Origin of the sequence: Pantoea sp. 18069, assembly GCF_902706035.1 — a bacterium.
Lineage (GTDB): Bacteria > Pseudomonadota > Gammaproteobacteria > Burkholderiales > Burkholderiaceae_C > Comamonas.
This window is the reverse complement of sequence record NZ_CACSJA010000027.1, coordinates 26,869-40,066: the sequence shown is the minus strand read 5'-3', so window position 1 is coordinate 40,066 and position 13,198 is coordinate 26,869. Positions and strand designations below refer to the sequence as shown.

The 13,198-nt window shown below is 64.9% G+C and carries 10 protein-coding genes and 1 pseudogene; 7 read left to right on the top strand and 4 right to left on the bottom strand.

The window, feature by feature from the left end:
• Positions 1 to 103 precede the first annotated feature (103 nt).
• Positions 104 to 1,036, bottom strand: coding sequence for a LysR family transcriptional regulator (locus GVL12_RS18780; protein WP_200843900.1), 933 nt, complete (start codon positions 1,034 to 1,036; stop codon positions 104 to 106).
• Between the two features lie 186 nt (positions 1,037 to 1,222).
• On the opposite strand from GVL12_RS18780, the gene GVL12_RS18775 reads away from it, so the two are divergent.
• From GVL12_RS18775 to GVL12_RS18765, 3 genes are all read left to right on the top strand, one after another.
• On the top strand, positions 1,223 to 2,911 hold the full coding sequence (locus tag GVL12_RS18775) for an acyl-CoA dehydrogenase family protein (RefSeq protein WP_235033908.1): 1,689 nt from the start codon (positions 1,223 to 1,225) through the stop codon (positions 2,909 to 2,911).
• A gap of 81 nt (positions 2,912 to 2,992) precedes the next feature.
• Positions 2,993 to 3,970 (top strand): tripartite tricarboxylate transporter substrate binding protein, encoded by a 978-nt coding sequence (locus GVL12_RS18770; RefSeq protein WP_159916885.1) that lies wholly within the window; start codon positions 2,993 to 2,995, stop codon positions 3,968 to 3,970.
• Between the two features lie 12 nt (positions 3,971 to 3,982).
• Complete coding sequence (locus GVL12_RS18765; protein WP_159916883.1) at positions 3,983 to 5,107, top strand: CaiB/BaiF CoA-transferase family protein; 1,125 nt, start codon at positions 3,983 to 3,985, stop codon at positions 5,105 to 5,107.
• 31 nt (positions 5,108 to 5,138) lie between these two features.
• Here the strand turns inward: GVL12_RS18765 and GVL12_RS18760 are convergent.
• Positions 5,139 to 5,647: pseudogene (locus tag GVL12_RS18760) on the bottom strand (transposase); the annotation flags it as partial.
• Between the two features lie 130 nt (positions 5,648 to 5,777).
• On the opposite strand from GVL12_RS18760, the gene GVL12_RS18755 reads away from it, so the two are divergent.
• The 4 genes from GVL12_RS18755 (at position 5,778) to GVL12_RS18740 (ending at position 10,735) form a co-directional block, all read left to right on the top strand.
• On the top strand, positions 5,778 to 6,287 hold the full coding sequence (locus GVL12_RS18755) for a sigma-70 family RNA polymerase sigma factor (protein WP_159916881.1): 510 nt from the start codon (positions 5,778 to 5,780) through the stop codon (positions 6,285 to 6,287).
• A complete protein-coding gene (locus tag GVL12_RS18750; RefSeq protein WP_159916879.1) occupies positions 6,284 to 7,282 on the top strand; it encodes a FecR domain-containing protein in 999 nt (332 codons plus the stop codon). Before GVL12_RS18755 ends, GVL12_RS18750 begins: the two co-directional genes overlap by 4 nt.
• Before the next feature lie 101 nt (positions 7,283 to 7,383).
• The gene (locus tag GVL12_RS18745) at positions 7,384 to 9,933 is read left to right on the top strand and encodes a TonB-dependent receptor (RefSeq protein ID WP_159916877.1); all 2,550 of its coding nucleotides are present in this window, start codon (positions 7,384 to 7,386) and stop codon (positions 9,931 to 9,933) included.
• A gap of 244 nt (positions 9,934 to 10,177) precedes the next feature.
• Positions 10,178 to 10,735 (top strand): TetR/AcrR family transcriptional regulator, encoded by a 558-nt coding sequence (locus GVL12_RS18740; RefSeq protein ID WP_159916875.1) that lies wholly within the window; start codon positions 10,178 to 10,180, stop codon positions 10,733 to 10,735.
• Between the two features lie 82 nt (positions 10,736 to 10,817).
• Here GVL12_RS18740 and GVL12_RS18735 read toward each other — a convergent pair whose 3' ends face one another.
• Together GVL12_RS18735 and GVL12_RS18730 are read right to left on the bottom strand one after the other, a co-directional pair.
• Positions 10,818 to 12,008 carry a Xaa-Pro peptidase family protein gene (locus tag GVL12_RS18735; RefSeq protein WP_200843898.1) on the bottom strand — a complete coding sequence of 397 codons (1,191 nt, stop codon included), beginning with the start codon at positions 12,006 to 12,008 and terminating at the stop codon, positions 10,818 to 10,820.
• An 8-nt stretch (positions 12,009 to 12,016) separates the two neighbouring features.
• The gene (locus GVL12_RS18730; RefSeq protein WP_159916873.1) at positions 12,017 to 12,976 is read right to left on the bottom strand and encodes a tripartite tricarboxylate transporter substrate binding protein; all 960 of its coding nucleotides are present in this window, start codon (positions 12,974 to 12,976) and stop codon (positions 12,017 to 12,019) included.
• Positions 12,977 to 13,198: the final 222 nt, after the last annotated feature.

The window sequence follows — 13,198 nt, the reverse complement described above, 5'->3', positions numbered from 1 at the left end:
ATCCGGTCCCCGTGCGCCAGTCCGATCGGAAATCGTACTTGGCCGCCGGCAGGAACTTGCGCGGCGCGCTCCTGGCTGAGCTTGCGCCTGCCCACCAGCGAAGTCACCGCGATCGAGTGCCGGCTGGAACCGCTGCGCGCAACTGCTTTTTTACTACCGATTGGAAGTGGCCCAGCAGTATCGGCACCAGCGGATGCGCGGGTGACGGGTTCCACATGGCCTGCAGCACGGACAGCGGCGTCTTCCTGGCCATGGGCTTGAACGCCAGGCCCTGCATGCCCGCGCGCTGCAGGCAGGCGGGAACCAGGGACACGCCCTGGCCCGTGCTCACCAGCGACAGCACCGACAGCCAGTGGCGCACTTCATGGCGCAGCTCGGGGTCGAACCCGGCCTTCTGGCACATGCTGCGGATCACGCGGAAGTAATCCGGCGACACGGCTTCGGAAAACAGGATCAGGCGTTCGTTGGCCAGTTGGGCAATGGCTATATTTGCCTGCTGCGCCAGAGGGTGGCTGGCCGGAATGCAGGCGATGAAGGGCTCGCTGACGATGGTTTGCACGCTCATGCCTACGGGCGGCGCCATGGTGTGCATCAGTCCCAGGTCGATCTTTCCGCTTTGCAGCGCCGCGACCTGGTCGATGCTGTTGAGTTCATGCAGGTCCACGCGCACGTCGGGATACTGGGCGCGCACCAGCTCCAGCGCCTCGGGCAGGCCGCGGTACATGCTCGAGCCGACAAAGCCCAGGCGCAGGCTGCCGGCCATGCCATGCGCCACCGCGCGCGTGTCGACGGCGGCGCGGCGCGTGCGCTCCAGGATGTCGCGCGCCTGCGCCAGCAGATGCCGGCCCGCATGGGTCAGGCGCACGCCCCGGCTGTTGCGCTCGAACAGCTGGGCATCGAGGGCGCTTTCGAGCTGCCTGATGGCGATGCTCAGCGGCGGCTGCGAAATGCACAGCCGCTGGGCCGCGCGGCTGAAATGCAGCTCTTCGGCCAGCACCACGAAGTACTGCAACTGCCGGGTTTCCAGGTGAATCATAGGTGCTTGAGACCGTGTGGGAATGCGATGCCGTGCGCGCTTGCGGCAGAACGGAACGGCCCGCGGATTGATATCTTAAGTATATAGATCAATATATTAATAATATTCGACGCGAATAGGCTTCATCGCCAGAATTTGTTCCATGCGCGCCCTGAGGCCGCCCTGCCACCCAGGAGACAAATGAACATGAAAGCCCACCGATCCGTAGACGCGGCTGCACCCCACCCGGTGCCCGACCGCCATGGCAGCAACCTGTACACCACGGACGCGCAGTTCGCGCCCCTGCTGCGGCTGTACCTGCCGCCGGACGTGGATGCCCACCTGCAGCCGTATCTCACGCGCATGGGCGAACTCGCGGGCGGGCGCCTTGACGAACTGGCGCTGGTCGCCGACAAGAACCCGCCGACGCTCGCGCACCGCACCCGCACCGGCCAGGACGCCCAGCGCATAGACAAGCACCCGGCCTATGTGGAAATGGAGCGTGTCGCCTACGGTGACTTCAGCCTGGCCATCATGTCGCACCGCGAAGGCGTGCTGGGCTGGGCCGGCAAGCTGCCCCCCCTGGCCAAGTACGCGCTGACCTATCTGTTCGTGCAGGCCGAGTTCGGCCTGTGCTGCCCGCTGTCGATGACCGACTCGCTCACGCGCACGCTGCGCAAGTTCGGCGCGCCCGAGCTGGTGGGCAAATACTGGGAGCAGCTCACGGCCACGGACTTCGACGACCAGGCGCAAGGCGCGATGTTCATGACCGAGCAGGCGGCCGGCTCCGACATCGGCAACACCCAGACCCTGGCCGCGCCCCATGCCGACGGCTCCTGGCGCCTGAGCGGCGACAAATGGTTCTGCTCGAATCCGGACGCGGCGTTTGCCATGGTGCTGGCGCGCGTGGAGGGCGACCCCGCGGGCATGAAGGGCGTATCGCTGTTCCTGCTGCCGCGCACGCTAGACGACGGCAGCACCAACCACTACCACATCATCCGCCTGAAGGAAAAGCTGGGCACGCGCTCCATGGCCAGCGGCGAGATCCGCATCGATGGCGCGGTCGCCTATCTGGTGGGCGAGCAGGGCCGGGGTTTTGCCCAGATGGCCGACATGGTGAACAACTCGCGCCTGTCGAACGGCGTGCGCGCCGCCGGCATGATGCGCCGCGCCGTGGCCGAGGCCGAATACATCGCGCAGCAGCGCCACGCGTTCGGCAAGGCCTTGCAGGACATGCCGCTGATGCGCCGCCAGCTCGACAAGCTGCGCATACGCTCGGAGCAGGCGCGCACCATGGTGCTGCAGACCGCCCAGGCCCTGCAGCGCTCGGACGCCGGCGAGGAAGGCGGCTACGCGCTGCTGCGCATTCTCACGCCGCTGATCAAGTTCCGCGCCTGCCGCGACGCGCGCATGGTCACGGGCGACGCCATGGAAGTGCGCGGCGGCTGCGGCTATATCGAGGAGTGGAGCGATCCGCGCCTGGTGCGCGACGCCCACCTGGGCTCGATCTGGGAAGGCACGAGCAACATCGTGGCGCTGGACGTGCTGCGCGCCATTCGCCGCGAAGACTCCTTGACGGCGTTGCAGGCCCATGCGGCCCGGCTGCTGGCTGAAGTGCATGCGGCCCCGGCCTTCAAGCAGGCACTGCAAGGCGCAATGGAGCGCGCGGCAGGCTTTGCCGCGGCGGCCGTCGACGCGGGCGCCGAGGGCGAGCGCCTGGCACGCACCGCCGGCTCGGCCCTCTACAACAGCTTCACGGCCGTTGCCATGGCCTGGGAGGCCAGCCAGACAGGCAGCGCCGAGCGCATGCGCTGGGCCCAACTGGTGCTGGTACACCGCGTGCTGCCGCGCGATCCGCTGCAGGACATGGAAATTCCCCAGGAATGGATGCAGTAAGCCTGGGCGATGCCAAGGCCCGTTGAGCGCGCGAGAACAAGCGCGCAAGATCGGTTTCAACATAAAGGATGGAGACACACAATGAAAACACATAGCTTTTTGCTGGCCTGCGCGCTGGCCTGCACCGCCGCCACACCGGCCCTGGCCCAGGGGGAGGTCTTTCCTTCGAAGCCCATCACCTTTGTCGTGCCTTTCCCGCCGGGCGGGCCCACGGACGCGATGGCGCGCACGCTGGCCGCGGCCCTGACCGAAGAGATCGGCCAGAGCGTGGTCGTGGAGAACAAGGCCGGGGCGGGCGGCAACATCGGTGCCGATGGCGTCGCGCGCGCCAGGCCCGACGGCTACACCATCATGTTCGGCACTTCGGGGCCACTGGCCATCAACAAGAGCCTTTACAGCAAAATTTCCTACGATCCCGTGACCAGCTTCGCGCCCGTCATCCATGTGGGCTACCTGCCCAACATCCTGGTGGTGAACGCCAATGTCCAGGCCGGCAACCTCAAGGAGCTGATCGCGCTGGACAAGGCCAGGCCCCAGAGCCTGAACTACGCGTCGTCGGGCAACGGCGCCTCGTCCCACCTCGCGGGCGTGCTGTTCAACCGCATGGCCGGCACCACGCTGCAGCATGTGCCCTACAAAGGCACGGGCCCGGCGCTCAACGACCTGCTGGCGGGCCAGGTGCAGATGAGCTTCACCGACATCCTCACGGCCATGCCCTACATCAAGGCCGGCCGGCTCAAGGCGATCGGCGTGGCCACGGAAAAGCGTTCGCAGGCCATGCCCGAGGTCGCGTCCATCGCCGAGCAAGGCCTGGCGGGCTACGACGTGAGCGTGTTCTTTGGCGTGGTCGCACCCGCGGGCACGCCGGCCGATCGCATTGCCCGGCTCAACAGCGCCTTCATCCAGGCGCTGCAAAAGGAAAAAGTGCGCACCACCTTTGCCGCCCAGGGCCTGGAATCCGCGACCGACCACACGCCCGAAGGGCTGACGCGCTTCATCAAGGCGGAAATGGCCAAGTGGAAGACCGTGGTCGATGCATCGGGCGCGCAGCTGGACTGAGGGCCAAACACCATGGAAACGACACAACCACGCTGCACCGGCGCGCTCCAGGGCATACGGGTGCTGGACCTTTCGCGCATCCTGGGCGGCCCGCTGTGCGGGCAGATCCTGGGCGACCATGGCGCGGATGTGCTCAAGGTCGAGCCGCCCAGCGGCGACGACACGCGCGCCTGGGGCCCGCCGTTCAAGGAGGGCGTGGCCTCCTACTACCATGGGCTCAACCGCAACAAGCGCATCCAGTTCCTGGATCTGAGCTCGGCGCAGGGCCAGGAAAAAGTGCTGGCGCTGATGGCCCAGGCGGATGTGCTCATCGAGAACTTCAAGATCGGCACGATGGAGAAGTGGGGCATAGGCTTTCGGCAGATGCAGCAGCGCTTCCCGCGGCTGGTCTGGTGCCGCGTCAGCGGCTTTGGCGAGGACGGCCCGCTGGGCGCCTGGCCCGGCTATGACGCCGCGATCCAGGCGATGACGGGCCTGATGAGCGTCAACGGCGAGCGCGATGGCGGGCCCCTGCGCGTAGGGCTGCCGGTCGTAGACATGGTCACCGGCATGAATGCGGTGATCGGCGTGATGATGGCCTTGCACGAGCGCCAGCGCAGCGGCCAGGGCCAGCTCGTCGACGCCGCGCTCTACGACAGCGGCATCTCGCTGCTGCACCCGCACGCGGCCAACTGGTTCATGGACGGCAAGCAGCCGCAACGCACGGGCAATGCCCACCCCAACATTGCCCCTTATGACGTGCTGCAGACCGGCTCGATCCCGGTGTTCTTTGCCGTGGGCAATGACCGGCAGTTCAAGCTGCTGTGCGAACACATCGGCTGCGCGCAGCTGGTGCAGGACGCGCGCTTTGCCACGGCAGGCCAGCGCTCCGTGCACCGCGATGCGCTCAAGGCCTTGCTCGAGCAGGCGCTCGCGGCCTTCGAGGGCCATGCGCTGGCCACGGTGCTGATGGAAATCGGCGTGCCCGCCGCGCCGGTGCAGGCCGTCGATGCGGCGCTGGAGCACCCGCATACGCTGCACCGCGCGCTGCGCGTGGACATGCCGGGCTACCAGGGCGTGGGCTCGCCCATCAGGCTCTCGCGCACTCCGGCGACCTACCGCCATGTGCCGCTGACTCCCGGCGATAGTTTCGAGTAAGGGCGCAGTTCACGTTCTCAGGACTGGGCATACTCCGATGCATCTCGGGGTCTCGCGCCTTGCCTTCGTTGTTTGTCGGACCAGGCACCGCAATCAGCGGGGCGCCCACCACAGTCCCCGCCTTCAACTGCAGCCCTTTGGCTTGCAGCAGCGCATTGAACGCGGCCGGGATGCCGGGATTTGTTAGGCCGGCTTGTAGCGCTCCAGCAAATGCCGAAAGCGTGAGATGCGCGATTTGCTGGAAATCTGTTCATCCTCACCCGAATGGGATAGGCCTGCGAAGTCACGAAACGCGGGAGCGTTGTGCAGCGCTTCTTCCATCGCCGGGTCGCTGAGCTTGAACCAGTGCTGCATGAAATGGATGCGCAACAGCGTCTGCACCGCAAACGGCTGCCGGCCCCTGCGTCTTCTCTCGGGGGCCCAGGGCTCTATCAGCACCACCGGTTCGGGCCAGGGCACCACCAACTCCATCGCATCGATGAATTCGCGCTTGCGAGTGCGCTTGATTGCGACGTTCAGGCCCAGGCTGCTTTGCTTCATGCGCGCCCTGGCTTCTGGCTCTTGCCAGCCCATGAAGCAGGGATTCGTGCAGAGCTTCGCTAGTGGTTAGAATGGGAACGATTATCATTTCTATCATCGGGCGTGTCGCCCCTTCCTGCGGAAACATTGCATGCCCGTCATCGTGGACGCCGCCCACCGCGAAGTTGCGGGTCTTTACAACGAGCATCATCGCTGGCTGAGCGCCTGGCTGCGCAACCGCCTCGGTGACGCCCACCAGGCGGCCGATATCGCCCACGACATTTTCGTGCGCCTGCTGGCGCGCGAAATGCCCGTGGAAGCGCGCGAGCCGCGCGCCTTTCTGACCACGGTGGCGCAGCGTGCGCTGTTCAGCCATTACCGCCGCCAGCAGCTCGAGCGCGCCTACCTCGACGCCCTGGCGCATTGGGCCCCCACACTCGCGGCCTCGCCCGAGGAGCGGGCTATCCTGCTCGAAACGCTGGTGGAGATCGACCGCATGCTTGACGGCCTTCCGGCCCTGGTGCGGCGCGCATTCCTGCTGAGCCAGCTTGACGGGCTCAAGCAGGCCGAGATCGCGCAGGAACTCAATATCTCGCTCGCAACCGTCAAGCGCTACCTGGTCAAGGCCGGCATGCATTGCATGTTCGCCGTCGCGCCATGACCCGGGCGCCAGGCCGTGCAGCGGCGCACGAAATTCCCCAGGAGGTCGCGCGCCGCGCTGTTGAATGGATGCTGGAGTTGCAGTCCGCGCCGGTCACGCCTGCGCTGCGCCAGGCCTGGACCGACTGGCGCGCCGCGCACCCGGCGCATGAAGCCGCATGGCAGCGCATCGAAAGCGTACGCCAGCGGTTCGGCGGCGCGTCGGGCGCGACGGCCGTGGCGCATGCGACGCTGGGCGCGGGCGCGCATTCGCGCCGCCGCGCGGTGAAGGCGCTGGCGGTGCTGCTGTTCGCCGGCGGCGCGGCCCGTACCGTGGAGCAGCGCACGCCGTGGCGCCAATGGGCCGCCGACCACCGCACGCGCCCCGGCGAGCAGCGCCGAATTCTGCTGGCCGACGGCAGCACGCTGATGCTCAACACCGACACCGCGGTCGATGTGCGCTTCGGCCCCACCGAGCGGCGCCTTGTGCTGCTGCGCGGCGAGATCTTCATGGTGACGGCCAAGGACCCGGGGCGACGCTTTCTGGTCGAGATGCCGCAAGGCCTGGCCGAGGCGCTGGGCACGCAGTTCACTGCACACACGGCGGGCGACCGTGCCGTGGTGCGCGTCTTCGAGGGCGCGGTGGAAATCACGCCGGCCGCGGCCGCAGCACCGGCGCAGATCCTGCAGGCCGGGCAGGGGGCGGGGTTCACGGCGCAGTCCGTGGACACGCCGCAGCCCGTGGCCGATGCCGACAAGTCGTGGGTGCAGGGCACGCTCATCGCCAAGAGCATGCGGCTGGCGGATCTGCTGGCGCAGCTCAGTCGCTACAGCCCGCATCCGATTGTCTGCAGCGACGCCGTGGCCGAGCTGCGCGTCTCCGGCGCCTACCCGGTCGCGCAGATTCCGCTGATCCTGGAGTCGCTCAGCGCGACGCTGCAACTGCAGATCGAGACCCAGACCCGCTTTGGGGGCCGGCAGGTGGTGCAGGTGCGGCTGGCAGCGCGCGACGCCTAGAAGAAACCCGCTATCGCCTGAGCTGTTTTCCAAAGTCGTGCGACAGGGAAAGAGAGAGCAGAAATCCTGCTGCTCCCGCATCGCAAACAAGGAACACTTTCATGGCCCATCGTCCGGCGCGGCACTGCCGCACGCTCCCTCTTTCATTCCTGCCCAGCGCGCTCGCGCTGGCCGTGGCGCAACTGGGCGCGGTCGCGCCGCTGTTGGTCACCTCCGGCGCCGCGCAGGCGCAGGCCGCGTCGGCGCGCAGCTTCGACATTCCCGCCGGGCCGCTCGAAGACGCGCTCAATCGCTTCGGCCAGGACGCGGGCCTGGTGCTGGCCTTCGCGCCGGAAACCGTGGCCGGCCTGCGCAGCGGCGGCCTCAAGGGCAGCCACAGCGTGCGCAGCGGGCTTGACGCACTGCTGCAGGGCACGGGCGTGCGGGCCGTGCAGCAGCCCAATGGCGTCTATGTGTTCCAGCGGCAGGCGGCGGCGTCGGGCGCGGATGTCTTGGGCGCAGCCGCCGCGCCTGCGCCCGCGCGTTCGCTGGCCGAGATCCGGGTCCAGGCCCGGCGTGACGCCAACGGCACGACCGAAGGCACGGGGTCGTACACCAACCAGATCACCAGCATCGCCTCGAAGACCGACCAGTCGCTGCGCGAGATTCCGCAGTCGGTGTCGGTCATCACGCGCCAGCTGATGGACGACAAGAAGGTGGTCGATGTCGAGCAGGCGCTGGCGCTCACGCCCGGCGTAATCGTCGCCGACAATTCGGGCCGCTATTTCTCGCGCGGCTTCCAGGTCACGAGCATGCAGATGGATGGCGGCGCGCCGCTGGCGCTGGGCGCCTACACCTACCAGCCCCAGCAGGAAATGGCTTTCTACGACCGCGTCGAAGTCATGCGCGGCGCTTCGGGCCTGCTCGGCGGCGTCGGCGACCCGGGTGGCATCATCAACCTGGTGCGCAAGAAGCCGTTGGCCAGGGCGCAGGTCGATGTGTCGCTGTCGGCCGGCAGCTGGGACCACCGCCGCACTGAACTGGATGTGACCGGCCCGCTCAACGCCGAGCGCAGCGTGCGCGGCCGTGCGGTGCTGGCCTACCAGGACGCGGACTCGTACTTCGATTACGTCAGTATCGAGAAGCCTTCGCTCTACGGCGTGCTCGAAGCCGATCTCACGCCCGACACGCTGCTGACCGTGGGCGCGTCCTATGGCAAGGTCAAGCAGACCGGCGACTACGGCGGCCTGCCGCGTTTTTCCGATGGCCGCCGACTGGGTCTGCCCGGCAATACCGCGTTCTCCAACCCCTGGTCGTTTTTTCATTACGAGAACCAGGAGGTGTTCGCCCAGCTCGCGCACCGTTTCGACAACCACTGGCAGCTCAAGCTCAACGCCTCGCATGCCCAGACCGAACAGAACCGGATGTGGAGCAGCCTGTCGGGCCCGGTCAACCCCCAGACGCTGACGGGCCCGCTGTGGCGCGGCGGTGTGCTGGACTCGTCGAACACGCAGGACATCGTCGACCTCAACCTCAGCGGCCCGTTCTCTGCGCTGGGGCGCCGCCACGAGCTGCTGCTGGGCCTGGACTGGCAGCGCGTGCGCAGCCATTGGCAGAACCTGAGCTTTGCCGACAGCGCCCAGGTGGGTGGCAATGTGTTCGACCTGCAGCCCTGGACGCCGCAGTTCGGCCAGTACAACCTGGGCCTGAGCGAACGCTATGCGCCCTGGGGCCAGGAGCAGGTCGGAGGCTATGGCGTGCTGCGCCTGAACCCGAGCGACCGGCTGCACGTGATTGCGGGCGCGCGCGTGAGCCGCTACGAGTTCACGCAGACCATCTCCAACATCCTCGACACCGCGGGTACGACCGCGCCGCGCTCGGCAAAATCCTTCGAGGAAAGTTCCAAGGTCACGCCCTATGGCGGCGTCATCTACGACCTGAATGCGCAATGGTCGGCCTATGTCAGCTATTCCTCGATTTTCAAGCCGCAGGCGCTGATGATGTCGGGCCCGCTGCCGGGCACGCCGCTCGATCCGATCAAGGGCCGCAGCTACGAGGCCGGCGTCAAGGGCGAGCTCATGGACGGCAAGCTCAACGCCACCTTCAGCGTCTTCAACGTCGAGCGCACCGGCACCGCGGTGCTCGATACGCGTTACACCGCCACCCCCAGCCTCTGGGGCGCGGCCTGCTGCTATCTGCCCCAGGGCAAAGTCACGAGCCAGGGCTTCGACGTCGAAGTTGGCGGCCAACTCGCCGCGGGCTGGCAGGTCGCAGCAGGCTACACCTTCAACGAGACCCGGGACAAGACCGAAAGCAAGGTTTTCAGCAGCATCACGCCGCGTCACCTGTTCAAGCTGTCGACAGCCTATACCTTGCCGGGCGAGTGGTCGCGCTGGCGCGTGGGCGGCAGCGGCCGCGTCCAGAGCGCGCAGTTCGTCTCGGGCACGGTCACCGGTGCCGGCGGCTCCTCGCAGCCCTACGACTTCACGCAGCCGGGCCATGCGGTCTGGGATCTGATGCTGCAATACCGCATAGCTCCCAACTGGAGCCTGAGCCTCAACGTGAACAATGTGCTCGACAAGCGCTACTACCAGACCGTGGGCACGGTGTTCTCGGGCAATATGCAGGGCTTGCCGCGCAATGCGATGGTGACGCTGCGCGGGACGTTCTAGCCAGCCCCCGAGCGGCTTTGCCGCTGGGGCGCTGACAGATCAGCGCGGAAAATCCATTCTTCCGTCGAGACGATTCAAGAAGGTCTGGACGCTCGCACTCCTGAATTTTCAGGAGTGGCGAAGTCCATGGCTTCTTGAACAAACCTGTTCTCCCACGTCCCATGACCGGGGTGGCCGGCTAATGAATCTCAGTACAATGGCGCGTTGCATTCCTTCGGGAGTGAGAGATTGTGCAAATATTCCAATGAATTCCAAAGAAACCATTATTAGCGCTGCTGCCGATTACATTCTTGAAAAAGGCGATCTTTCCGATTCCATTCGGGATATCGCAAAAAATGTGGGCACCAGCCATAGAATGGTCAATTACCACTTCGGCGGGTCGGATGGTTTCTGGGAAGCCTTGGTCAATGAGATAAGAAAAAAGGAAATTCTGCGCATACGGCATCTGCACGAGGAAAACAAATACCCCTTGAGCGTTTCGCCTTATGTGAATACTTTCATCACCCAGGAATACAAGAAGGTTTTCAATATCGTTCTGGAAATCTACCTGAAAGCGCTGAAAAATCCTGAAGGGTTTTCGGCTTTCAGGGATTCATATATTGACGATTGGATTGCATCCATCAGCCAGGGAATTGATAGGCAATATCCGGAAAGCAGGAATATCTCCGGCACGCTGGCGCGTATCAAGGTGGCATTCATTCGCGGAATACTGCTTGATTATTTCATGACGAATGACGCGCAGGCGCTCATGGATGCATGCAAATATATGGACAACATGCTGCAGGAATCGATTGCGCATTGAAGCTGCGCGCGGGCAAGGGCGCCGGGCAGGCGGTCGGCACCCGTCTTGGCGGCCGGTTGCCGCCGGTGCCGGCCGCCCGCGATCACACGTCCAGCGTGACCCATTCGATGTGGGACGGCGTGCTGACCAGCACTTCGGGCGTGTCGCCGACGACGACGGTGTCGTCGATGCGAAAGCCCCCCAGTCCATAGACATAGAGGCCTGGTTCGCAGGAATACACTTCGTTGGCCAGAAGGGGGCGCGTACTGAACGCCATGTCTTCCGGATACTCGTGCAGCATCAGGCCCACGCCGTGCCCGGTGCGGTGGTAGACATATTCGTCAAGCCCGGCTTTGCGGATCACGGCAAATGCGGCAGCATCGATGTCGCATACACGATTGCCGGTTCTCGCCGCCGCCACGCCAGCCGCGGTGGCTGCGCGCGCCGTCTCGAAACAGCGTTTTTGCATGTCGCTGGGCGGGCCCACAAACCAGGTGCGCTCGTTTTCCACATAGTAGCCATTGAGACGCGGAAGAACAAAGTTGACGATGTTGTCGCCCTTGCGGATGATCGCGCCCACGTTCGCACCATCGCCGTGGGGCGAAGCCGACGCGGGGCCGCTCAAGGTCCAGCAGCGCATCAGGTCGAAACTCTCGCCGGGAAAACGTTGCGCGGCTTCTTGCGCAATCAGTGCTGCCACCTGATAGTCCAGCACCTGGGTTTTGAGGCCGGGCTGGTACAACTCCTTGAAGCGTTCCTGGGCCCAGTCGGTCAGTTTCGCGAGCGAGCGCATGATGTGCAGCTCTTCCGCGGTCTTGACCCAGCGCAACGAGCGCAGCAACTGCAACTCACCTGTGGCCACCGTCCCGGGCAGTGCCTGGACGGCTGCGGCGAGCACCGGACCGAGCGCGTCGCAAATCAGCTTTTTTCCCGCGAGTCCCATGCGTTCCAATACCGAGGCCAGCAGTTTTGGCAACTCCTGTATGGTCGCGATCACATTCGTGACCCGAGGGTGCTCCGAGTAGGAGTGGATCTGGTCCTCGGTCAGCCATAGCGTGCCTTTGGCGCGGCTGAACTTGAGGTGGTTGGTCGAAAGCTCGTTGAAAACAGCATTGATCGTGCCGTCCCGGGTAATGATCGCGAAAATCGGCCGCTCCCAAGGGAGTACGTCGACGGCAAAGTTGGTGGCGAACTGGATGAAGTCCGCGCTGGAGAAGACAATCGCATCCGCGCCAGCTTTGTCCATCGCCTGCTGCATGGACTGAAAACGGATGTCGCGCGTGGCCGTGGTCAATTTGTACATTACTGCTGGATTCCGAGTTTGGAGATGATGGGCGCCCATTCGGTGGAGATCTTCTCGGCCTGGAGCATCACATCTTCCGGTTTGCTGACCACGGCCTGCAGCGACTGGGCTTCGAGCCGTTTGATCATTTCCGGGTCCTTGAGTGCTTCGTTGATTGCCGCATTGACCTGGCTGATGATGTCCTTGGGCACGCCCTTGCGCATCACCACCGAGTACCAGCCGGGCACATGGATGTCATAGCCCAGTTCCTTGTAGGTAGGCACATCGGGCAAGGCGGCCAGGCGCACGCTGCCCGTGACCGCCAGGGGCACGAGCTTGTGGGACTTGATCAAGGACATGATTCCGCCCGGTGGAATCGTCATGAACGGCGTGTCGCCATTCATCACGCTGACACTTGCGCCCGCGCCATTGAACGGCGAGTGCTGCAATTGCAGGCCGGTCTTTTGCTTTACCAACTCCGTGGACAGATGCGTTGAATTGCCGATGCCGGCCGAGGCATAGGTGTATTTGTTGGGGTTGCTTTTCACCAGCGCTTCAAATGCCTTGAAGTCCTTCACGCCCAGGGTCGGCGACGTGACGCTGACGAAAGGGGTGTCCGCGAAGATCGCCACGCCTTCGAGGTCCGAATTGCGGTAGCTGATGTTCTTGTAGAGCAGAGGGTTCCAGGCGAGGTTGGAGAAGCCGGCCATGAACCAGGTATGGCCGTCGGCAGGCTGGCTGACCAGGTAGGACAGCCCCAGGATTCCATTCGCGCCGGGCTTGTTTTCAATTACCACGGGTTTGTGGAGCAGCTTGGAGACGGACTCCGCGAGCGTGCGGGCCAGAACGTCATTGGCCGAGCCTCCCGCTTGCGGAATGACGAACTTGATCGGCTTGTTGGGGAAAGCCGGTTGCGCGTGGGCCGGGGCCGCGCCGCAAAGCACCGCCAGGATGGCGGCTGAAAAAACGCTGGGTTGCATATGGACCTTTCTGTACCAGTTGGTACATTTTAGGCAAACAACATGCATTTCGTACAAGGGTTGCTACCTAGTGCTCAGCGTTGGAAAAAATGCAAGAGGGTTGGCAGCGGGCATGCATCTACCCGCAATCTCATGTGCCGGGCTGGCCGAGGCGGCGGCGCGGGCGGCAGTTGGCAGTCCCGCGGCGGTGGGCCGGGAGCTGCGCGCTTCATGAGCCATTGG